The organism is Micromonospora sp. WMMA2032 (assembly GCF_002688545.1).
Taxonomy (GTDB): Bacteria; Actinomycetota; Actinomycetes; order Mycobacteriales; family Micromonosporaceae; genus Micromonospora; species Micromonospora sediminicola.
The window spans coordinates 2,326,754-2,346,029 of sequence record NZ_CP024052.1; the positions used below are offsets into that span (position 1 = coordinate 2,326,754).

Annotated in this window: 21 protein-coding genes and 18 tRNA genes; 4 read left to right on the forward strand and 35 right to left on the reverse strand. The window is 71.7% G+C overall.

The genetic code is table 11. From position 1 onward, the window contains the following. Positions 1-60: 60 nt before the first annotated feature. The 5 genes from CO540_RS10050 to CO540_RS10070 all read right to left on the reverse strand — a co-directional run bounded on the left by CO540_RS10050 (position 61) and on the right by CO540_RS10070 (position 4,255). Positions 61-1,308 (reverse strand): DUF6357 family protein, encoded by a 1,248-nt coding sequence (locus CO540_RS10050; protein ID WP_099161839.1) that lies wholly within the window; start codon positions 1,306-1,308, stop codon positions 61-63. A gap of 7 nt (positions 1,309-1,315) precedes the next feature. After that, positions 1,316-1,687 carry a hypothetical protein gene (locus CO540_RS30875; protein WP_253866595.1) on the reverse strand — a complete coding sequence of 124 codons (372 nt, stop codon included), beginning with the start codon at positions 1,685-1,687 and terminating at the stop codon, positions 1,316-1,318. A gap of 229 nt (positions 1,688-1,916) precedes the next feature. Next, positions 1,917-2,441, reverse strand: a complete 525-nt coding sequence (coaD, locus tag CO540_RS10060; protein ID WP_099161841.1) for a pantetheine-phosphate adenylyltransferase — start codon at positions 2,439-2,441, stop codon at positions 1,917-1,919. After that, positions 2,438-2,971 (reverse strand): DUF6817 domain-containing protein, encoded by a 534-nt coding sequence (locus CO540_RS10065; protein ID WP_099161842.1) that lies wholly within the window; start codon positions 2,969-2,971, stop codon positions 2,438-2,440. The genes coaD and CO540_RS10065 overlap by 4 nt, the downstream gene beginning before the upstream one ends. 282 nt (positions 2,972-3,253) lie before the next feature. Further along, a complete protein-coding gene (locus tag CO540_RS10070; protein ID WP_099161843.1) occupies positions 3,254-4,255 on the reverse strand; it encodes a hypothetical protein in 1,002 nt (333 codons plus the stop codon). 63 nt (positions 4,256-4,318) lie between these two features. Here CO540_RS10070 and CO540_RS10075 point away from each other — a divergent pair, with 63 nt between their 5' ends. Together CO540_RS10075 and CO540_RS10080 are read left to right on the forward strand one after the other, a co-directional pair. Continuing rightward, positions 4,319-4,900 (forward strand): TetR/AcrR family transcriptional regulator, encoded by a 582-nt coding sequence (locus CO540_RS10075; RefSeq protein WP_099161844.1) that lies wholly within the window; start codon positions 4,319-4,321, stop codon positions 4,898-4,900. 29 nt (positions 4,901-4,929) lie between these two features. After that, on the forward strand, positions 4,930-5,715 hold the full coding sequence (locus CO540_RS10080; RefSeq protein ID WP_099161845.1) for a DUF5984 family protein: 786 nt from the start codon (positions 4,930-4,932) through the stop codon (positions 5,713-5,715). 12 nt (positions 5,716-5,727) lie between these two features. On the opposite strand, the gene CO540_RS10085 is transcribed toward CO540_RS10080, so the two are convergent. Further along, positions 5,728-6,195, reverse strand: coding sequence for an NUDIX domain-containing protein (locus CO540_RS10085; RefSeq protein WP_099161846.1), 468 nt, complete (start codon positions 6,193-6,195; stop codon positions 5,728-5,730). Between the two features lie 33 nt (positions 6,196-6,228). Then, positions 6,229-6,810 (reverse strand): hypothetical protein, encoded by a 582-nt coding sequence (locus tag CO540_RS10090; RefSeq protein ID WP_099161847.1) that lies wholly within the window; start codon positions 6,808-6,810, stop codon positions 6,229-6,231. A gap of 141 nt (positions 6,811-6,951) precedes the next feature. On the opposite strand from CO540_RS10090, the gene CO540_RS10095 reads away from it, so the two are divergent. After that, a complete protein-coding gene (locus tag CO540_RS10095) occupies positions 6,952-7,779 on the forward strand; it encodes a M23 family metallopeptidase (protein ID WP_099161848.1) in 828 nt (275 codons plus the stop codon). Between the two features lie 126 nt (positions 7,780-7,905). Beyond that, entirely contained in the window at positions 7,906-9,087 is a 1,182-nt protein-coding gene (locus tag CO540_RS10100) for a low temperature requirement protein A (RefSeq protein ID WP_099161849.1), read from the forward strand. Between the two features lie 97 nt (positions 9,088-9,184). Here CO540_RS10100 and CO540_RS30145 read toward each other — a convergent pair. The 28 genes from CO540_RS30145 to CO540_RS10230 all read right to left on the reverse strand — a co-directional run bounded on the left by CO540_RS30145 (position 9,185) and on the right by CO540_RS10230 (position 19,204). Next, positions 9,185-9,268 (reverse strand) — tRNA-Tyr (locus CO540_RS30145). Between the two features lie 15 nt (positions 9,269-9,283). Further along, positions 9,284-9,355 (reverse strand) — tRNA-Val (locus tag CO540_RS10105). A gap of 45 nt (positions 9,356-9,400) precedes the next feature. Further along, positions 9,401-9,474 (reverse strand) — tRNA-Asn (locus CO540_RS10110). A gap of 1 nt (position 9,475) precedes the next feature. Then, positions 9,476-9,549 (reverse strand) — tRNA-Glu (locus CO540_RS10115). A 6-nt stretch (positions 9,550-9,555) separates the two neighbouring features. Continuing rightward, positions 9,556-9,627, reverse strand: a tRNA-Val gene (locus CO540_RS10120). A 55-nt stretch (positions 9,628-9,682) separates the two neighbouring features. Further along, positions 9,683-9,754 (reverse strand) — tRNA-Lys (locus tag CO540_RS10125). 52 nt (positions 9,755-9,806) lie between these two features. Further along, a tRNA-Arg gene (locus CO540_RS10130) sits at positions 9,807-9,879 on the reverse strand. A gap of 1 nt (position 9,880) precedes the next feature. Then, positions 9,881-9,953 (reverse strand) — tRNA-Ile (locus tag CO540_RS10135). 27 nt (positions 9,954-9,980) lie between these two features. Beyond that, positions 9,981-10,052: transfer RNA gene (locus CO540_RS10140), tRNA-Asp, on the reverse strand. A gap of 1 nt (position 10,053) precedes the next feature. Continuing rightward, positions 10,054-10,130: transfer RNA gene (locus tag CO540_RS10145), tRNA-Ala, on the reverse strand. Between the two features lie 5 nt (positions 10,131-10,135). Next, positions 10,136-10,209, reverse strand: a tRNA-Leu gene (locus CO540_RS10150). 10 nt (positions 10,210-10,219) lie between these two features. Continuing rightward, positions 10,220-10,293 (reverse strand) — tRNA-Met (locus CO540_RS10155). Between the two features lie 4 nt (positions 10,294-10,297). After that, positions 10,298-10,370, reverse strand: a tRNA-Leu gene (locus CO540_RS30150). A gap of 6 nt (positions 10,371-10,376) precedes the next feature. Then, positions 10,377-10,448: transfer RNA gene (locus CO540_RS10160), tRNA-Gln, on the reverse strand. Between the two features lie 54 nt (positions 10,449-10,502). Next, a tRNA-Gly gene (locus tag CO540_RS10165) sits at positions 10,503-10,575 on the reverse strand. 15 nt (positions 10,576-10,590) lie between these two features. Next, positions 10,591-10,663: transfer RNA gene (locus CO540_RS10170), tRNA-Glu, on the reverse strand. 40 nt (positions 10,664-10,703) lie between these two features. Beyond that, positions 10,704-10,776, reverse strand: a tRNA-Ala gene (locus tag CO540_RS10175). 189 nt (positions 10,777-10,965) lie between these two features. Continuing rightward, positions 10,966-11,038: transfer RNA gene (locus tag CO540_RS10180), tRNA-Trp, on the reverse strand. Positions 11,039-11,111: 73 nt separating this feature from the next. Next, on the reverse strand, positions 11,112-11,243 hold the full coding sequence (locus tag CO540_RS31135; protein WP_256386035.1) for a hypothetical protein: 132 nt from the start codon (positions 11,241-11,243) through the stop codon (positions 11,112-11,114). Between the two features lie 92 nt (positions 11,244-11,335). Beyond that, on the reverse strand, positions 11,336-12,928 hold the full coding sequence (locus CO540_RS10185; RefSeq protein ID WP_099161850.1) for a nucleotidyl transferase AbiEii/AbiGii toxin family protein: 1,593 nt from the start codon (positions 12,926-12,928) through the stop codon (positions 11,336-11,338). A gap of 59 nt (positions 12,929-12,987) precedes the next feature. Further along, complete coding sequence (locus CO540_RS10190; protein ID WP_099161851.1) at positions 12,988-13,569, reverse strand: dihydrofolate reductase family protein; 582 nt, start codon at positions 13,567-13,569, stop codon at positions 12,988-12,990. A gap of 64 nt (positions 13,570-13,633) precedes the next feature. After that, entirely contained in the window at positions 13,634-14,473 is an 840-nt protein-coding gene (locus tag CO540_RS10195; RefSeq protein WP_253866597.1) for a helix-turn-helix domain-containing protein, read from the reverse strand. An 85-nt stretch (positions 14,474-14,558) separates the two neighbouring features. Then, complete coding sequence (locus CO540_RS10200; protein ID WP_099161852.1) at positions 14,559-15,584, reverse strand: hypothetical protein; 1,026 nt, start codon at positions 15,582-15,584, stop codon at positions 14,559-14,561. A 50-nt stretch (positions 15,585-15,634) separates the two neighbouring features. Then, complete coding sequence (locus CO540_RS10205) at positions 15,635-16,144, reverse strand: DUF664 domain-containing protein (RefSeq protein WP_099161853.1); 510 nt, start codon at positions 16,142-16,144, stop codon at positions 15,635-15,637. 78 nt (positions 16,145-16,222) lie between these two features. Continuing rightward, positions 16,223-16,396 (reverse strand): hypothetical protein, encoded by a 174-nt coding sequence (locus CO540_RS30335; RefSeq protein ID WP_172967820.1) that lies wholly within the window; start codon positions 16,394-16,396, stop codon positions 16,223-16,225. Continuing rightward, positions 16,393-16,611: a hypothetical protein gene (locus tag CO540_RS10215; RefSeq protein ID WP_098745647.1), complete on the reverse strand. Its 219-nt coding sequence runs from the start codon at positions 16,609-16,611 to the stop codon at positions 16,393-16,395. Before CO540_RS10215 ends, CO540_RS30335 begins: the two co-directional genes overlap by 4 nt. Positions 16,612-17,045: 434 nt before the next feature. Beyond that, positions 17,046-18,257 (reverse strand): helix-turn-helix transcriptional regulator, encoded by a 1,212-nt coding sequence (locus tag CO540_RS10225; RefSeq protein WP_099161856.1) that lies wholly within the window; start codon positions 18,255-18,257, stop codon positions 17,046-17,048. A gap of 80 nt (positions 18,258-18,337) precedes the next feature. After that, positions 18,338-19,204: an NAD(P)H-binding protein gene (locus CO540_RS10230; RefSeq protein ID WP_099161857.1), complete on the reverse strand. Its 867-nt coding sequence runs from the start codon at positions 19,202-19,204 to the stop codon at positions 18,338-18,340. Between the last annotated feature and the right edge of the window lie 72 nt (positions 19,205-19,276).

A 19,276-nucleotide genomic window follows, 5' to 3' on the forward strand; every position in this document is an offset into this window, starting at 1 on the left:
GCCTAGTGCCCCACCGGCGGGCGGTGGGGGTGTGCTGGTGGCGACGGCCGGTCTCCGGGGCTAACGGGCGTCGCGCCGACGACGCACGCGCTCGAACTCGGCGACGTCCGACATCCAGGGCCCGTGCCGGTCGAGCGCGGCGCAGCCGCCGCGGACGAAGGCGCTCACCATGTTCCGGTATCCGCCGATCCCGTCGACCAGGCTGTACTCGACCTGGTACTGCGGATCCGACCCGGCCTCTCCGGATCGCACGGTCGTGATCCGGGCGACGGAGTCCGCGTAGAAGTGCAGCTGGATCCCCTCACCCATCTCCTCGTCCTCGATGGTGAACACCTCGTTGTCGCCGGCGGAGCGGTCGGCGACGAACTCCCAGAACTCGCCGGAGGCGGTGCGCGGGCCGTCTCGTCGCCACTTCTGCTCGCCGCCCTTGTCGTCGGTGAACGTCAGGGCCGTCTTGGCGCCGTCACCGACGTCGGTGTGGTCCTCGGGGTCGTCCGCCGGGATGCTCCTGGAGCGGTCCGCGGCCTCCGAGCACATCAGAAAGCTCACCGTACGCACCACGTCGTCGACGAGTTCGGGATGTGCCCGGCGCACGGCCGCGTCGACCGTCGCCGCCATCCGATCCCAGTCGCGCTTGTCCGTCACCCGGTGTCCCCGCCTCGGATCGAGGCCGATCCGCATCCCGGCGCACGCCCGCTCCGCCGAGGCGATCACACGCATGACCTGGGGCAGCAGTGCGGGGTCGACGGCATCGGGCATCCGCCGTGGCACCGTCGCGCCGTGCAGGTACTGGCCCGTGTATCTCAGGATCGCCGCGTCGAGCGGCCCGAGGACCGTGCCGTGCGCGGCGCGACGGCGGTTCGCGTGATGTTCCTGGGCACGTCTCTCGTTCGATCCCTCGGTCGCCGCGCGCATCGCCTGGCAGACCTGACCGCGCTCCAGCAGAGCGATGTCGGCGCCATGGGCCACCGGCCGACTCCGGTCCCACGGGATACGCCGGAACAGCGCGTCGACGTCCGCCGGCGCGGCGAGCAGGACCGGGTCCAACAGGGCGACCGCAGCGTCCTCGTCGAGCCGGCCGCGGGTCCCGGCGGCGTCGCACAGCGGAAGGACCGCGCTCCACAGCAGCAGGTGCCGGGCCAGGTCCTCGCGGATCACCGCAAGATGGGCCTCGGAGATCGGGACGGTGAACTCGCGAGGTTCATGGTTGGCGTCGGCGCCGGCGGCGAGCATCAGCTTCAGCTGGCCGTCCTCGTGGATCACCTTCGGAATCCAGCCGCTGCCGCGCGTGAAGACGATGTTCCTCATGATCCGTTCACGCCCACCGGGCGCATTCGGCGTCGAGGCGTGGTTCGGCGCGGACCCAGACCTCGCCGCCGGTGGCCCCGGCCGGGGCGTCGACCCGTTCGAGACCGAGGAACTCGATCAGCTGGAGCAGTTCGGCCCGTTCCGCACGGTCTTCGTCGAGACCGTGCGAGTCGAAGAAGATGTAGAACTGGTCGGTCGGGTCGACGTAGCCCGAATCCGCCCAGATCCGGAACACCTCGTCCATCGCCGCGGCTTCCGTCGTGATCATGGCAGCGCGGGCGGCGCCGCGGGCCTCCGGTGACGCGTCGAGGTCGGAGAGGTCGGAGAGCCACTGGCCGAAGTGGTCGAGGCCGGCGTATCCGTTCTCGAAGAACAGCATCGCGCCCGAAAGGTAGCGGTTGCCCCTGTCCTCCCGGAGGTGTTCCGACCGAGGTGGGTGCCCATCCTCGATCCGGGAGATCACCCCCTGCCCGGGCTTGAGTATCAGACTCTGCCTCGCCGGTTCGTCAGTGATGGTGTAGGTGTCGGACTCTCGTTCCCGGACGAACGCGGCGAACGCCTCGTATGCCTCCTGAGCGTCACCCACCGAGACCTGTTGACTGGCGCCGTCACCGGCGGCGAAGACGAACTGCTTCGGTCCGGGACTGTAGGGGCGGGCCATGTGCGTCCTTCGTTCGCGTGTCCTGGCTCCGCGAGCGTAGTGCTGTCGACGAGACCGCGACCAGTTCGGGCAGCGCGGGCAGAAACACCGTGGGAACGCCGAGCGACTGGTTCATCGCGGCGAGCCGGTACTCGGCCTGGAGGTCGGTGGTGTTGCGCAGGCCGCGAACGATCACCCCTACCTCGTGGCTCCGGCAGTAGGTGGCGGTCAACCCGCTCCAGGCCGCCACGGTGACCGAGGTCCAGCCGGCCGGCAGGGCGGCCCGGACAGCGGCCGCGCGTTCCTCCTCGCTCCGGCCCGGATGCTTGGCGCTGTTGACCGCGACGAGCACCACCAGCTCGTCGAAGAGGTCACGCGCCCGGCGCACCACGTCCAGATGCCCGGGGGTGACCGGATCGAAGCTGCCCGGGTAGACAGCACGCACCCGTACGCGACCGACGCCGGGTGCCGCCGGATGCGGTTCGGCCGTCACGACCCCAGCACCCGCCGCGCGTCGTCGATGACCCGCGCCGAGGCGAGCGGAGCCCAGGAGGCGAACAGGTCGCGGAAGTAGACGCCGTGCCGCTCGGCGATCCCCGGATCCTGCTCGATCACGTCCAGTTCGTTGACGATGCTCAGGTCCACGAGTGCCCGGAGCCGATCCGGATCCGGCGTCCGCACCTGCCCGGTGAAGCGGTCGACCACCTGGCCCGTCTCGGCCAACGTCCGCCAGCTGCGGCTGCGGTCACAGGCGCCGTACAGGTGGACGAGTTCCTCGGCGCCCGGGCCGACCAGGTCCCGCAGCACCGCGCGGTCGGCCCGATCGAGCAGGGCGAGGTCGAACCCGTCGGTGCCGTAGGCGGCGTGGGTGAGGCCCGCGGCCCGGACCTCACCGCCGCGACCGAGCACGGTGAGCCGCTCGCCCACCCGGCACAGATGGGCATAGAGGGTGCCCCCGGGATGCGCGATCCGGTCGGCGCCGCGCCGGCGCAGCCAGTCCCGCACGTCCCTGTCGGTGCTCATGGCCCGACTGTAGGTACCGGCCGTCGGATGCACCGGCCCGGAGCGTGGGCGATACGTCACAGCACCTGGACGACCACGATGTGCGTGCGGGTTAGGGAGTTCTCGTACCGCCTCCGCACGCTGGCACCGTCAGACGAGGGCGGTCAGCTCGGCACGGTGGGGTGGGTCGGCGCCGGCCCGCGTGCAGGTGACCGCCGCGACCCGGGAGGCCCGGTCGAGCACCTGCCGCAGTCTCCCCTCGTTCAGCTCACCGACCGCCGCGGCCGGTGGGCGCCCTCGCGCTCATGCCGCCCGACGGGAGCGTCCGTAATCGGCGAGGGCGTGGAACGCGGACTTGGGGGTCCACGAGCCGTCCGGCAACACCCGCACGATCCCCCGCGCGGCCAGGTCGTAGTCGTGCTCGGGGTCGCCGGTCGTCGGCAGGTGCCGGTTCGCGAACGTGTACACGAACGCCGCCTCCGCCCCGCCGGCCTCGTAGTCGCGCAGCAGGTCGACGACGTAGCGGGCCTGGCCCTCCTCGTCGCGCTCCAGCTTCCGGGTGAGCGCCGCCGCTCGGCCGTGGTCGTCGTAGGTCACCGGCTCCGTCGCGCCCGCGACGTCGGCCGCGCCCCGGTACGTGCAGCAGCCGAACTCCGTCGCGGCGTACGGCTTGCCCTGCCCCACGGCCGCCGCCAGACTCTGCGGGAATGCCTCGGCGTTGGTCGCGTCGCGGTAGCCGGCGTCGCTGGCGATGATGTCGAACGGCGCCCAGTCGACGTCCTCCAGCGGGATCGAGGCGTAGCCGACAGGGCCACCGAAACGCTCGCGGACCGCGGGTACCGCTCGCGCGAGGAAGTGGCGTACCGCGGCCCGGGCGGCCGGGACCGCCTCCCGCATCCGCATCGGGTCGGTGAACAGCGCCATCCGCTCGGCCAGATCACGGCCGGGGAGGAAGCCGTCGGTGAACATGGAGATCTCGGAGCCGGTGAGGTACACGACCGAGGCGCCGCCACGCCGCAGCCGCTCGGCGCGCTCGGCGCCGTCGAGCAGGAACTCCAGGAGCTGGTCGCGGTCGAGCCCGTTGGTGAACGGGCAGTACCACACCTCGAGCCCCGCCTCGGCCGCCAGCCGCGCGGTCAGCTCCAGCCGGTCCTGGACGCCGCCGGTGATCCGTACCGCGTCGCAGTGCAGCTCGTCGCGGATGACCCGCAGGTCGCTCCGTACGGTCTCGGGGTCGAACGGCTCGTGGGTGGTGGACCCGGCGCTCACGAAGCCGGTGTCGTAGTTCATGCCGAAGACGCGCATCAGCCAACCCCTCTCCAAGGTACGCTGCGTACCCTACAAGGTACGGCGAGTACCCTGCAAGACATGAGCACGCGGCGTCGGGGTGAGGAACTGGAACAGGCGATCCTGCGGGCCGCCGCGGAGGTGATGCGCGAGTCCGGATACGCGGGCATGACGATGGACCGGGTCGCCGCCCGCGCCGCAACCAACAAGAACGCCATCTACCGCCGGTGGCCGCACCGGGCGGCGCTGGGCATCGCGGCGTACCGCCACCTGTCCGACGCCGCCCTGCCGAACCCGGACACCGGCACGCTGCGCGGCGACGCGCTGGAGATGTTGCGGCGGGCCAACGAGACGTGGTCGTCGCCGCACGGAGCCATCCTGCGCGGCCTGCTCGCCGCCGCGGCCGACGACCCGGAACTGCTCACCCTCATGCGCGCCCGGTCCGGCGCCGACGCCATGGACCTGGCCTGGATCGCCATGCTCGAACGGGCCGTGACCCGGGGCGAAGCGCCGGCGGCGGCCGTCCGCCCCCGGGTGGCGACCACGCCGATGATGCTGCTCCGCGCCGAGTACGCGATGCGGGGCATCCCCTCGGTCCCCGACGAGGTGCTCGTCGACATCGTCGACGAGGTGTTCCTGCCCCTGGTACGCGGTCGCGGCTGACGCGACGCCGGCCGGTGCATACTGCCTCGGTGATCACGTTCCGGTTCGCGCTGTGCCCCCTGGACGAGGTGTCGCCGTGGGGCGGCGACCGGCCGACACTCCACTGGTTCGGGCTCACCGAGGGCTGGTACTGGCTCGAAGCCGGCGGGCGGGAGCTGCTGCGCCGCACCCGGCACCCGGGACCACTCCCCTACGTCGACCACTACCTGGCCCGGCTCTGGGAGGACGTCATCGCCCTCACCCCCGAGGTACGGGAGCCGGTGCCCGCGGATCTGGTGTCCTTCATCGAGTCCCGTCGCGGGCAGTGGACCCGCGACCCGTTCGAGTTCGAACCGGAGGACCACCGGACCATCGGCGGCGACCCGGACCGGCCCGACCACCCCGCCGTCACGGCGGCGATCTGGCACGGCGAGCACCACCTGGACCTCGGATACCTGCGCAACCCACCCCGGCTCCGGTTCTGGCGCACCCTCCGGGACGACCGCGACGAGGTCACCGTGGACTGGCGGCACGAGGACGACGGTGAGATCGGCTTCAGCGCCGGGCCCGCGGTCCGGCTCCGCGTCCCGACCATCGCGTACCTCGAGGCCGTGCACACCCTCGACCGCGAGCTGATGGACGCCATGGGACAGCGGGTCGAGGAGCTGGAACGCCGCGGTGGGCTACCGGGCGTCGACCTCGACCCCGTCCAGTTACGACGCGAGCACGAGGACCGGCGGCACTGGCTCTCCCGGAACCTCGACCGCCGCCCGACGACCGACTGGGCGGCGGTCCGCCGCGGCGCCCGCCTGCTGCTCGCCGCGCCGCACCCCTGACGTGGGCGGCCGTCACCCGGCGAGGTGGCCGGTCGCCCTCAGCAGCGCCTTGGTGAACCGGCTGAGCTCCACGCCGGGCAACTCGTCCGGGGCGAACCACCGCAGCTCGCTGATCTCGTCGTGATCGGGGACCGGTGCACCCTGCGCGACGCCCGCCCGGTAGACGGCGGTGACGTAGGCGACCCGGTCGCCGTTGGGATAGGTCACCTCGTAGTCGGCGCCGCCGAGCACGTCGAGCAGCCGAGGCTCGCCGATCCGCACGCCGATCTCCTCACGGATCTCCCGCACGGCCGCCTCGACGGGCGATTCGCCGACGTCGACCGCGCCGCCGGGCACCGCCCACCCGTCGTGGTGCCCGGCATGGCGCACCAGCAGGATCCGTGCGTCGTCGTCGACGACGACGATCGACACCGACGGCATCTGGATCAGCTCATGGCCGATCACGGCGCGCAGCCGGGCGAGATACGGGGACATGGCCATTCCGGCACGGTAACCGTCGGGACCCGCCCCGCGTCAGGCGTCGGCCGGGCGGTACTCCACGCCGTCCACGCCCGGCGTGACGACCGCGGCGTACCGCCGGCCGGCGGTGACGTCGTGGTCCTCGTCGACCTCGAAGCCGATGAGCGCCCGGTGGATCGGCACCTCGCCGTGCACGGCCACGGCCACGTCCGCCAACCACCGGTCGAGCGCACCGCGCCACGACAACGACTCCGCGCCACTGGACTCGTCGAAGGGGTAGCCGCCGATGCGATCGTCGACGCGCACCAACGCGCCCAGCGGCAGGTAGAGCTCCAGCGTGTCCACGTTTTCGTACCGGAACAGGAAGCCGCCGCAGACGACCCGGGCACCCGAGGGCAGCGTCAGCGTGGCGAGGAGGTGACCGTGCTCGTGGAGGGCGGCCACGCCGGGTTCGGCCGGCGCGAACCCGAACCCGTCGGCCCGGCGGACGTGGCAGCCGTGGACGCCGGCGGCGCGCCACAGCGCCCGGAGGGCCCGGTCGACGGTGTCGTCGTCGGCCGCGCCGAGAACCAGGCAGAGTTCGTAGAAGCCACCCGTCCAGTTCTCGTCGTCGCTCATGTCGTCCGCGCTCGTCACGCCACCACGATCCCCGATCCGGGCGTCGCCGTCACCCTCGTCACCTCCACCGCTCGGGCCACCGTGGAGCGCCGGGACCGCTCAGGGAGTGATCCGGGAGAAGCCCTTGCCGCTCATCGGGAGGAGCCTTACCTTCCATTGATGGTCATCGGTAGTCAACCGCACGGCCCTCCTCGGGAGGCCGGTCACGGCGAGCTGCGGCCCGAGGACCTCGGCGGCATCGCCTACCTGCGCGGGCTGTCGAGGCGGGGCTTCCTCACCGGCGCCGCGTTGGCGGCGTCCGGGGTGTCGGCCGCCTTCGTCCTGCTGCCCGACTCCGCTCGGGCCGCCGGAAGCTACCTGCGACCCTGCGGCAATGTGCGGATATCGAGCTCGTGGCAGGACCACCGGAACCGGACGCCGCCGTCGGGTGAGCCGGGCACCGACTACGCGGTCGGCACCGGCACTCCCGTCCGGGCCGCGGCGAACGGCACGATCCGCCTGGTGAAGGCCGACACCTCCACCGCGACCGGGCGCGTCGTGGGGATGGCCCACGACGACGGGAACTACACCCGGCACCTGCACCTGTCGACGATCGCCGTCTCCCCCGGCCAACGCGTGTCGCGAGGCCAGACCATCGCCTACTCCGGCGCCTCGGCCAACGGCAGCGACTCCGGGGTCGGACCGCACGTGCACACCAGTCTCTGGCTGAACACCGGCAGCCCGACGAACTTCGGCGCGACGGTGGATTTCGAGAACCACGTCGGCGACGCCCCCAACCCGAGTTCCCCCGACCAGGAGGTAGATGACGTGTTCATCGCGAATGTGCGAGGCAACTGGTACCTCGTCGTCCCCCAGGGCACCGCCAAGCCACGGGCAGTGGTCCTCGGTGGCGACAGCAACGCCGCCGCCTCCGGCCTCCCCGTCCTGAACTTCACCTGGGATCCGTCGATCAACGCGCTCCGGGCGGCGGTCGACGGCATCGGCTGACGCCGCCCGGCACGTCACGGAAGCCACCGCCCTGTCGCACCCGACCCGGCGGGAGGCCCTCAGCAGCCGCTGCCGCATGTCAGAATGCCCCCAAACCTGGAGCAGAGCTGCAGAACGGGCGAGCCGATGACGACAGGCAGGGCGACTGAGCTGCTGCGTAGACCCGGGGGTCCGCAGCGGGCCACATTCCTGGAACTCTTCTTCGACCTGGTGTTCGTGCTCGCGCTCGCCCTGCTCTCCCGCAGCCTGGCCGAGGATCTCGGGTGGAGCGGCGCCTTCCGGGCACTGGTGCTGCTGGGCGCCATGTGGTGGGTCTGGTCGAGCACCGCGTGGCTGACCGACCGGACCGACCCGCAACGACCGGTCATCCAGGCGCTGGTCATCGCGACCATGGTCGGCAGCCTGGTCATGGCGGCCGCGGTCCCCGAGGCGTTCGGCGACACCGGCCTGATCTTCGCGGGCGCCTACGTCGCCGTCCAGCTCAGCCGCGGGATCGTCCTCACCGCCGTGCTGCGCGGCCACGAGCTGCAACGCAACGCCATGCGCGGGCTGTTCTGGTACGGCCTGTCGGCGCTGCCGTGGATCGCGGGGGCGCTGGTGCACGGTACGGCGCGGGGCGCGCTCTGGGCACTCGCGGTGCTCCTCGACCACACGGCCGGCAGAATCGGCTTCCCCACCCCCGGCGCGGGGCGCATCCCCGGCCGTGACCTCGTCATCTCCGGCGAGCACCTGTCCGAGCGCTACCGGCAGTTCTTCATCATCGCTCTCGGCGAGCTGATCCTGGTCACCGGACTGGCGCTGAACGGCAGCGGCTTCGCACCCGCCGGGGCTGCCGCGTTCGCCGTGTCGATCGCGACCACCGTGCTGCTGTGGCGGATCTACATCTACCGCGCCGGTGAGGTCCTGGCGGAGGCGATCGTCGCGTCCGCCGACCCGGTCCGCCTCGCCCGGTCGGCGTCCTACACCCACCTGACCATGGTGGCCGGCGTGGTCGTCACCGCCGTCGGCGGTGAACTCGTCATCGCGCATCCGCTGGGACACACTCCACCGGCCTGGATCGCCGTCCTCCTCGGCGGACCCGCGCTGTACCTGGCCGGGCGCGCCCGCTTCGAACACGCGGTGTTCGGCCGGGTGTCCCGGTCCCGACCGATCGGCGTGCTCGCGCTGGCCGTCCTGGCACCGGCGATGCTCCTCGTGCCGCCGGTCGTGGTCGCGGCCGCCGCCGCCGTCGTGCTGACCGGGATCGCCCTGTCCGACGCGCACCGTGCCCGCGGACTACCACCCGAGCCGCCGTCACCGCCGGACTAGCCGTCGGCGTCGGATACGGCGCTTCGACCGCTCGTCGCGGAGGTGGCGGGTCGGTGCGCCAACAGTGGATGGCCGGGTGGAAGCACCCGCGAAGGCGTGGGAGCGGAGAGATTCGAACTCACTCAGCGCGAACGCACCGGCTTTACAGGCCGGCCCACCTCACCGTCGGTGGCGCGCTCCCTCGGCCGCAGGCCGGTGCCCGCGGAAGGTGTCGAACCTCCGACCCCCTGGATGTGAACCAGGTGCTCTTCCGTTGAGCTACGCGGGCGTACGCGGAAGGGGTGGGATTCGAACCGACGAGCCCCCTCCATCGCTCCGGCGACTGGACTCGAACCAGTACCTGTACGGATCAACAATCCGCTGCCCTACCGTTTGGGCGACGCCGGAATGGTCGCGCGTGCGGGACTCGAACCCGCTTCACCAGCGTGAAAGGCTGGGGGCCTACCCATGACCGAACGCGCGTCCGTGTGCCCCGAGCTGGTGTCGAACCAGCGGCCTTCGGCTTGTCGAGCCGACGCTCTCCCGCTGAGCTACCGGGGCGAGGCGGGATGTCCGGCCCACGACCGACGGCCGGGCGGCGTGGACCACGACGTCGTGCCTCCGGGGAATTCCGACATCCCGACCCGCCGGTTAAGAGCCGGCTGCTCTTCCTCTGAGCTACGGAGGCGTGCGGTGAGGGAGGGAGCCGAACGCCGCCGACCGCGCCTCGTCTCGATGCGTGCCCCCGGCGCGATTCGAACGCGCGACCCCTGGATTCGTAATCCAGTGCTCTGTCCGCTGAGCCACGGGGGCATGGTGTCGTCGGGCGGGCCCGAACCGCCCCTTCCTCATCAGGGAAGCGCTCTGACCAGCTGAGCTACGACGACCTGGCGGCTCGGCCACCTCTGCGTGCGCGCCCCGTGCCGGGATCGAACCGGCGACCCTCCGCTCGACAGGCGGATGCTCTCCCACTGAGCCAACGGGACCTGGTGGAGTCGGGCGGAGTCGAACCGCCGGCCTCTTCGGTGCGAACGAAGCGCTGCTACCACCTGAGCTACGACCCCATGCGTACCCGGAGCGCGATTCGAACGCGCACTGTCCCCGCCCTGAACGGGGTGCCTCCTGCCGTTGGGCTACCCGGGCATGTACTGCGTGCCGACGCCCGGCCTCGAACCGGGGGCCTCTCCGTCATGAGCGGAGCGCTCTGGCCAGCTGAGCTACGTCGGCGCGGTGCCCTCGGCGCGAGTCGAACGCGCACTGGCGACGTCCTCAACGTCGGGCCTCTGCCGTTGGGCTACGAGGGCGTGGCGCTCCCGGGCCAGGATTCGAACCCAGCTCTCCGCATCCAGAGTGCGGCGTCTTGCCGACTAGACGACCCGGGAAGGGTGGCCGGCGGGTCGCGGTCCCGCCGGCCGGTTTCAGCACTGCTTTCCGCGAGCGGCCGGCGGGCATCGAACCCGCTTTTTCGGTTTGGCAGATCGGCGTGTCCGCCGAGTTCACCACGACCGCATGGCATGTCCTGCGTAGGCCGTACGGGACTCGAACCCGTAACCGTCCGGCTGAGAACCGGATGAGCTGCCAATTGCTCCAACGGCCCGTGGAAAACCCTCCCCGGTTGCCGGGAGGGCATCCGAACGTGGAGAAGAGGGGAATCGAACCCCTGACCTCCGCCCTGCCGAGGCGGCGCTCTACCAGCTGAGCTACAACCCCATGGTCCGGGACCAGCGAGTCGAACGCTGTTTCTCCCGCTCCCAAAGCGGGCGGGTTACCGTCTCCCTCGTCCCGGAGGGTATTGCCCCCCGGCCGGCCTGCCTGTACGGGCGCCGGCCGGGGTCTAACCATGCCATCCACTGTGGAATTGAGAATCAACGACGCCTCCGGCCAGGGCCGGGACGAAAGCAGGGGCGACAGGATTCGAACCTGCGACCTTCGGTTTTGGAGACCGGTGCTCTACCAGCTGAGCTACGCCCCTGTGCGGTTGTCCGGGTAACGAAAAAGCCGCCCTGTCCCGGTCGGGGTGGGCGGCTTGTAAGCTTCCGCTGGCGCTATTCGCGCCGCCACCCCGGCTTCCAGTTCTGCTCGCTCGCGCACAGATCGTGGGCTCGCCCGATCGCACGCAGCACGACACCGCCGCGCGGCATGAGCCGCATGGTTTCGGTGGAGGCGTACTGCTGCACGGGGAACTCCTCGGTTCGAGCCGGTTGACCTTGCCGTTTTACGGTAAGGCCGACGTCCGCGGAAGGCAAAGGATATTCCGAAGCGATGCTCATCAACCTCGTGAGGTGCGCGACGCTCGGTCCAGGGCGATGGCCAGGCGGCGTCTCCATGCCTCGGCGTCGCTGGTGACATCGGGATACTCGTCGACGAAGTTGTCCCAGTCGACGTCCCAGGCGAGCACGGAATCGGCCGTGAAGTCGTCGGCTTCGGCCCCGAGTTCCGGCCGCAGCAGGTCGCGTACGAGTTCGAGGTCCACTGCGGTGTGCTCGGCTAGCAGCACGGCGTCGTAGAGATCCTTTCCCTGGGGGTACATGTCGGTGGCGAGCCACATGAGTTTCCACGCCAACGACATCTCGGCACTCGCCGCCCTCAGCGGGCGGTCGACGCCGTCGAGCCGGATCGTGGTGGGTTGCAGGGGAAGGTGTTCGTTGAAGACGAAGTCGGCCTGCACTGATGCGGTCAGGCCGTCGTCGGTGACGCACGGGAGGACCAGGCGTCGTCCGTCGGCGCGTTCGTAGGTCCAGATGTCGCTCGTCTGCACGTGGTCCGGGTCGAGGCCGGCGCCCGGCCGGGCACGCAGGGCGGCAAGGATGCCGGCGAGCATGGCCTCGGCCTCGTCGCTCTGGGCGCTCATCGAGGGTGGGGTCACCACGAAGTCGACGTCGCCCGGCTCCCGGGCGGCGGGTCCGAACCATGCGGACATCGTGACGCTGCCCCGCAGGACCAGGTGGGCCGCCCAGGACGTGTCAGCGATGACGTTGAGCATGTGTCGCATCGCGGTACGACGGGCGGCGTACCACCGTCGACCCGCATCGGGATCGGTGAAGACCGGTTCGCCCGCGCGGTAGGCGTTGCCGTACTGCTTCAGGGCGGGGTCGAACGCGGCCCGTTGCCGTACGCCGGGCCGGACCGGCAACGGCTGGTAGGTGTCGGGATAGCCAGGGGTGCCGGCGGGCGCCGAGCGCATCCTCTCTTCCCTGGCCAGATGCGATGCGCCTGGTCGGGACTGCGTCAGCCAGCCGGCGTCGAGTTCGGTGCGGTCGTCGAACACGACGTACTCCTGCTCGACGGCGAGCACCTCCCAGCCGGAGCCCCGCAGGGCCGCGATGAGAGCGTCCAACCGGGCCCGGGCGCGGTCCCGCCCGATCCGGTGGCACCGCTGGGTGACGAACCGCTCCTGACGTCCGTCGTCGCGTGCGCGGCGGGCGTTGCGGGACAGCCGCGCGCCGTGCTGCTCGGCCACCGCGGTCACTGCCACCAACGTAGGAACGCCTGCGGGAAGCAGTAGCTTGACGTGGTGTTCGAAATACCGCTCAGCGGGCTGCGCGAGCGCCTGCTCGTCGATGACCGGAACGCCGGCGGACCACGGGGCGGCCTCGATCTTCGTCCGCACGATGTGCAGACCGGCTGCCCGCAGCCGTGTCCTCCACCGCTCGGCGGCATCACGCTGCTGGTGCAGAGAACCGGAGCCCACGAGAGTGATCATCGGCTGGGACGCGACGCGGCCCCGGTCCAGCAGGACATGCGTGTACTTCAGCCCGTGGTGCTCGGCGAAGTCCGCCAGCCTGCCGGCGTCTCCCTCGTAGGCGGTGAGGTGGACCTCGAAGTCCCCACTGACGTCGCTGGTGAGACCCGGTTCGGACACGCCGTCACGGTACGCGCACGCCTGCGGTGGCTGCCATCAGGATCCACCCGCTCGGGTCGTCAGCGGCGGACCCGGTAGCGCAGGTGGAGCACCCGGCTGCCCTGCACCACCTCGTCCGGACCCTCCAACAGGTGCTGCGCGTCGACCGACCCGAAGAAGCGTTTGCCGGACCCGAACACGACGGGTACGACGTCCATGCGTACCTCGTCGACCAGGCCCGCGGCGAGCACCTGGCCACCGACGTCACCGGCGGCGACCTCGACCGTGCGCTCCCCCGCCAGCTCCTGCGCCGTGGCCACGGCCGCCTCCACGCCGTCGACGAAGTGGAACGGCGCGTCGGGGTTCCAGCCGTCGGGCGCCGGCCGGTGCGTCACGACGACCACGTGGTCGATCCCACCCGGAGGCTTTCCGTCCCAGCCGTCCGTCAGGTCGAACACGTGCCGGCCGACGACCGTCACCCCGATCCGGTCCCAGTACGGCCGGGTGTAGTCGTAGGACGTCTGCGACACCGTCAGCCCACCGCCGGCGTCCAACGGGACGTCACCACTGGTCAGCCACTCGAACAGCGGCCCGGGCTGGTCGTTCTCGTCCGCGACGAAGCCGTCGACCGACACCGAGCTGTACATGACGACTGTGCCCACGGGGTCTCCTCTGCTCGGGGACGCCTCAACCTAACGTGTCGTGGGCTGCCGCTCTTGTAGGAAATCAATCGGCCGGCAGCGGCCAGCCGTCCAGCACGTGACCGGGATGTTCGCGCAGGAACCGCCGCCGGACCTCGACGTACCGGGTCGGCGTGAGCCCGGTGAACGCCCGGAACTCGTGGCCGAAGTGGGCCTGGTCGAAGTAGCCGGCGCGACCGGCGAGGTCGCCCCAGTCGACCGGTTCGGCGGGGTCGATCGAGAACACGGCGGTGGCGAAACGGTGGGCGCGGGCCAGCCGCTTCGGCGTGACGCCGACGAGGTGCTTGAACCGCTGCGCCAGGTGGGTGCTGCTGACCCCGGCTGCCACGCTCAGGTCGCCGATGGCGACCGCTCCGCCGGCCGCCGCGATGACGCCGCTCGTCCGGCGCACCAGCGCCAGCCCGGCGGTCTCGCCCAGCCGTCGCGTCAGCTCCTCCTCGAGCAGCGTCAGCATCTGCTGCGGCCCGGCCGCCGTGGCCAGCCGGTCTCGCAGCTCCGCGACGGCGGGCCGACCCCAGACCTGCTCGATCGTCACCGGCCGGTCGCACAGCTCGACGGCGGGCATCGGCAGGAACGGCGCCAACCCCCACGGCTTGACGTGCGCGCCGACGGACCGGGTCCGCGGCGGATAGCTGAACTCCAGCGCCCGGGTGGGCGTGGTGACCACGCAGCCGTCGGCGTACTCGGTCGTCTCGATGTCGGCGCCGGCGCGGATGCGGAACGGCGCACCGAGGTTGACGATGAGCAACGCCGCCGGCATCGGCGGCAGCGTCAGCCGGGCGTACGGCGGCGCACCCTCCAGGTAGTAGAGGTCGTCGATCAGCTCGTCCAGCGGCGGTCGCGGCACTCGGGACACGTACTCCACGCCCACAGCATCGCCGACATCGCGCGCCGGGGCGGTCCAGCCGCGCCGCCGCCGGGGCACGTCGTCGCGGGCTGCGGGCGGTCGTTCACGCCTCGGCGAGGGTGACCCGGACGGCGAGCAGGTCCCCGGCTGCGTCGCGATCGACCTGGACCGGGAAGACCCCGTCACCCCAGCTGGTCATCGCGAACAGGATCTGCGCGTCGCCGAGGGCCAGGGTCCCGCTCTCCGTGTCGCTGGCCCGCACCTGGCGCATCACCTCCCAGTGGTGTGAGTGTGGCCGGAAGTCCACGGCCAGCTTGCGACCGGGCTCGGCGTCGCGCCAGGCCTGCACGGTCGTCGCCCGCCGCAGGGCCGAGCGCAGCGGCAGGTCCGTCCAGCCGTAGCTCCCCTCGTCACCCGGTGCGGCCAGCGGTTCGGCGGTGAACTCCCGGGCCGCCGTCGGGGCGTCGACACCCCAGAACGCGACGTCGGCGAGACCGTCCAACGGCTCCTCGTGGCGCCACGACGCGAGTGCGTCGGTGTCGGCGAAGGCCAGCCGAGCCGCGTCGACACCCACCATGCCCACGTCGACCGTGGCGGCGACGGGCGCGTCACGGACCCGGACGATGATCTGGGACCAGCCGTCCCACGGCCCGTCGGAACGTTCCGCCTGCACCGGGACGGTCCCGGCGGGAAGACCGTCCACCGCCACCGCGGGCATCCCGAAGACCCGGAAACCCGGCTGGCGTTCCACCGCGCACCGCCGCGCCCGCTCCCGGTGCGGCACCTGCTGTTGCGCGCGCTCCACCGCAGCCGTCCACCCGTGCTCCCGGCAGTGATCGCCGAACCGTTGCGCCCAGCTGTCGCCGTGTGAGGCGGGGATGTCGTAGTGGTACCGCCCGGGCCGTACCGGGAACGACGCCCCCGCCGGCTCGGCGTCCGGGCCGACCACCTCGTAGTCGGCGGACCCGGCGACCTCAGCCAGCAGGTCCGGATCCTCGAATCCCAGACCGCGCGGGTCGAGCTCGTTCGGCGGCCTGCTTCCCGACCACATGCCCAGCATCCCGCCGTCGATGATGACGAGTTGGCCGGACGGGCACCGAACCTCGCCGAGCGTGACAATCTCTCCCATGGCGCGGCAGTCTATGCAGCCGCCGGCACGAGCAGGGGCGACTGAGCGCGCTACTCGCCGACCGGCCCAGCGGCGAGCTCGGCTACGACGTCGAGGTGCCCGAGGTGACGGGCGTACTCCTGCACGAGGTGGAACAACACGCGTTCCAACGTCGCCGGCGCCGCGCCGTCCCACCTCGGACCGGGAGCGCCCACCGTCGTCAGGTCGTTGCTCGCGACCACGGAGGCGGTGTGTGCGCCCTGGGCGCGGAGCGACGCCGTCAGGCTGTCGCGTGTCTCGTCGGGCGCCACGTGCCACCGGTCCCCGCGCCGGTCGCCCCAGGGTTCGGCGATCTGGTTGCCCTCGAATCCCCACTCGATCCAGCGAAGCTCGACGTAGCGCAGGTGTTTGAGCAGTTCGAGGGGGGTCCACCCGGAGGGAAGCCGGCTGCGCCGCACCTCGTCGTCGGGTAGTGCGTCCACCTTGGACAGGAGGGTCTCCCGGAAGAAGTCCAGGTATCCCAGGAAGACCTCGTCGCGTCCCGATGCGGGAGTCGTCGGTGCGGGAAAGGGCATCGCCATGACGCCATTGTCCGCCTGCCGCGCCTCCGGTGTCGGCGGAGCCGTGGACGATCGCGCCCGTGGCAACGTCTACTGGCGTCAGACGAGCCGCTGGACACGTACCTTCGGCCGCTCGTTGCGGAGGTGGCCGTGCTTGTGCTGGCGTACCTGCTCGTCCCAGACCTCCTGGTCGTAGTCCGGGTCCGGCGGGATCCACCGGTGCGAGCCGTCGCTGTAGTGGAACCGCTCGTCGCCGGCCCGCAGGATGCTCACCGCAGCCACCCCAGGAAGCGGCGGTGCAGCAGCCCGGCCGGCATCCAGTGCAGGTCCTGCGCCGCCCGGGCCAACTGCGCACCCATGTACAACGCCAGCGACACCCGCGCGCCCGCGAACTCCGCCCGCAGTTCCCGCCGCCGCGTCTCGCACGGCCAGGGAGCCGCGCACCCACCACAACTCCACACCGGCAGGACCGGCCCGTGGGTGCTCACCCGCGACCTGCGAGCAGGGTCGCGGTGAGCAGCCGCGCCTGCCGGCTGGTCACCTCCAGGCCCTGCAGGTGTACGCGCAGGATGCGCTGCTCCTGACCCCTCACCGCTCCTCCCCCGGCCAGTGCGCGACACCGATCGGAACGCGGTGCCGGACCCGACACGGCAGTTCGTCGCCACAGCGGCACACCCACCGCCACCGCCGCCACGACCACGCCGGCCGATGCCGCCGCGCGAGAGTCAACGCCGTTGCCGAGAGGTACTCGTCGTACGAGACGCGCCGCACGTAGCCTCCCCGTCGTCACGAGGGCGGCCCTCCGCCCTCGAAGCTGAGAGGGACGCGGCGACCAGGCGACACCCGCACCGCCCGCCGCATCCCGTGAGCAGCAAGCTACGGTGTGTGGCGGGGCGGAACGGGTAGGGTTCGTACCCCTGTGTCAGGACAGGAGCCCGACCTTCACTGCGAGGTCGCGGGCCTCGTCGCGGGTGGGGCGCGGGCCGTCGAGCAGGTCCACGGTGATCTGGCGGGCGTACCCGTTGAAGCGGATCGTCTCCGGGGCCGACTCGTACGCCCGCCGCAGCGTCGCGACGGCCGTCTCCCGGTCGCCCTTGCCGTAGTGCGCCCGCGCGATTTCGATGAGGTGGCGAGCCCGTCGCGGCCGTGACGGGATGGCCGACGAGTCATGGCGGCCGGCCTGCCGCACCGCCTCGCCTGACTTCTGCAGCTCCACCGCGACCGTCACCGCGTGAGCGCCCATGATGACCCGGGAGAACGAGGTCTGCGGCTGGTAGAACTCCTGCGGCAGGCGTTGCGCCACACGGTCGGCGCGATCCCAGTACCGCCAGGCCCGACCCTCCTCGCCGGCACGGGCGGCGGTGTAGGCCGCCTCGAAATTCAGCGCCCCCCACAGAGCCAGCAGGTTCGTGTTCCCGTCGGCGATGCGCGGCTCCAGGGCCGACAGCACGTCCAGCGTCACCGCCGTCGCGGTGTCCCAGTCCCCGGCGTCCCGATGCACCTGGCACAGGAACCACCCCGCGACAGCCAACGCCTCCGGGTCGCCGGACTCCTGCGCCGCCACCATCGACCGGTCCGCGACCCGCCACAGCAACTCGGCAGCGGGCTGGTAGGCGAGGAACATCTGCGTCAGCCCGAATGTCTCCGCCACCAGGGCCTGCGCCTCCCGACGCTCTTCCCCCTCGTACGCCAGGGCGGCGCGCTGCACGTCGCGCAGCAGCCCCGGCAGCAACCCGCCCAGCACCGTACGGTGATCGGACGCCTGGTGGCGGGCCCGCCATGCCGTCGCAAGCCGGTCCCGCAGGCTCGTCAACGACTCCGCGGACGTCTCGCCGGAGAGCACGAAGCGGTTCACCGCGTCCCGAACGGAGGCCAACGCCGGATGCTCCGGCCCGTTGACCACGGCGGACCGGTCGCTCAACTCACCGGCCAGCACCGACACCTCGACCTTCAGGGCGCGCGCGATGCGATCCAGCATGTGGATGCGAGGCGGCAGGATGCGATCGGTCTCCACCGCCTTGACCCACTCGGCGCTGCGGCCCACCAGGCCGCCGAGCACCGCGCGGGTCTTCCCGGACCGCTCCCGGTAGACCTTCAACCGCTGCCCGAAGGTCAGTTCCGGCAAGGATTCCATCCTGGACCTCCTCGTCGCGCGCACGCGCCAACGGCACCCGGGCGCCGTTCACCAACGCTACCCGACCGGTCGTCCAACCCTCAGGGGCGAGCGGCGAGCATGCGCCGCAGCGCGGCGCGGACGGACTCGGCCGGGCGGTCGATCAGCGTCTCCAGCGTGGGATCGGTGACCATGAACTCGCCACGTCGCGCCGCCCGGAACATGCCGAGGTTGAACTCGGCGGCGGCGCGCGGCATGCCCCGGGACACCGCCGCCCGTACCCATTCCTCGTCGTCCACGACGACGCGGGTCACCTCCCGGCCGGTGACCTCGCTCGCGACAGCGGCGACCGCCGCGAAGTCGAGCGTCGACGGGGCCGTCAGCGGCGCGGTGGGGCCGGCCGCGACGGAGTCGTCGGTGAGCAGGACGGCGGCCGCCGCCGCGAGGTCGTCGTGGCCGGTCCAGGAGACGGGCCCGTCGGCCGGGAGGGCCAGTCGGCCGGTGGCCGGCGCCTCGTCGAGGTAATAGCGGAGGGTGCTGGAGTAGAAGCCGTTGCGCAGGGCGACGTGGGGGATGCCGGTGGCGGCCAGGTGCTCCTCGGTGCGCGCGTGGGTGATCATCGGCGGGAACAGCGAGTCGGTCGACGCGCCCTGGTGGCTGGTGTAGAGGATGCGCTGCGCTCCGGCCGCCGTCGCGGCGTCGATCGCGGCGATGTTGGCCCCGGTCGCGGCGGCCCCCCGGATCGCGGCACTGACGATCAGGACCTGGTCAGCACCCTCGAAGGCGTCCACGAGGGTGGCGGGGTCGGTGAAGTCGCCGCGGCGCACCCGGACGCCGCGGGCCTGCAGTGCGGTGGCCTTCGCGACGTCGGTGACGCTGACCCCGACGGCGGCGGCGGGAACCCGCCGCAGGACCTCCGCCACGATTCGTGAGCCCAGGTGGCCGGTGGCGCCCGTGATGACGATCATGCTTGCTCCCAGGAGGGGTTTCCGTTGCTAACAGGGATGACGGTAGCAGAGATAACCTCAACGCTAACAGGT

Excerpts from the sequence above, each read along its gene's own strand:
- CO540_RS10050 (WP_099161839.1), bottom strand. The coding sequence starts at position 1,308 with ATGAGGAACATCGTCTTCACGCGCGGCAGCGGCTGGATTCCGAAGGTG.
- CO540_RS30875 (WP_253866595.1), bottom strand. The coding sequence starts at position 1,687 with ATGCTGTTCTTCGAGAACGGATACGCCGGCCTCGACCACTTCGGCCAG.
- CO540_RS10065 (WP_099161842.1), bottom strand. The coding sequence starts at position 2,971 with ATGAGCACCGACAGGGACGTGCGGGACTGGCTGCGCCGGCGCGGCGCC.
- CO540_RS10070 (WP_099161843.1), bottom strand. The coding sequence starts at position 4,255 with ATGCGCGTCTTCGGCATGAACTACGACACCGGCTTCGTGAGCGCCGGG.
- CO540_RS10075 (WP_099161844.1), top strand. The coding sequence starts at position 4,319 with ATGAGCACGCGGCGTCGGGGTGAGGAACTGGAACAGGCGATCCTGCGG.
- CO540_RS10085 (WP_099161846.1), bottom strand. The coding sequence starts at position 6,195 with ATGGCCATGTCCCCGTATCTCGCCCGGCTGCGCGCCGTGATCGGCCAT.
- CO540_RS10095 (WP_099161848.1), top strand. The coding sequence starts at position 6,952 with ATGGTCATCGGTAGTCAACCGCACGGCCCTCCTCGGGAGGCCGGTCAC.
- CO540_RS10100 (WP_099161849.1), top strand. The coding sequence starts at position 7,906 with ATGACGACAGGCAGGGCGACTGAGCTGCTGCGTAGACCCGGGGGTCCG.
- CO540_RS10200 (WP_099161852.1), bottom strand. The coding sequence starts at position 15,584 with ATGGGAGAGATTGTCACGCTCGGCGAGGTTCGGTGCCCGTCCGGCCAA.
- CO540_RS10205 (WP_099161853.1), bottom strand. The coding sequence starts at position 16,144 with ATGGCGATGCCCTTTCCCGCACCGACGACTCCCGCATCGGGACGCGAC.
- CO540_RS10225 (WP_099161856.1), bottom strand. The coding sequence starts at position 18,257 with ATGGAATCCTTGCCGGAACTGACCTTCGGGCAGCGGTTGAAGGTCTAC.
- CO540_RS10230 (WP_099161857.1), bottom strand. The coding sequence starts at position 19,204 with ATGATCGTCATCACGGGCGCCACCGGCCACCTGGGCTCACGAATCGTG.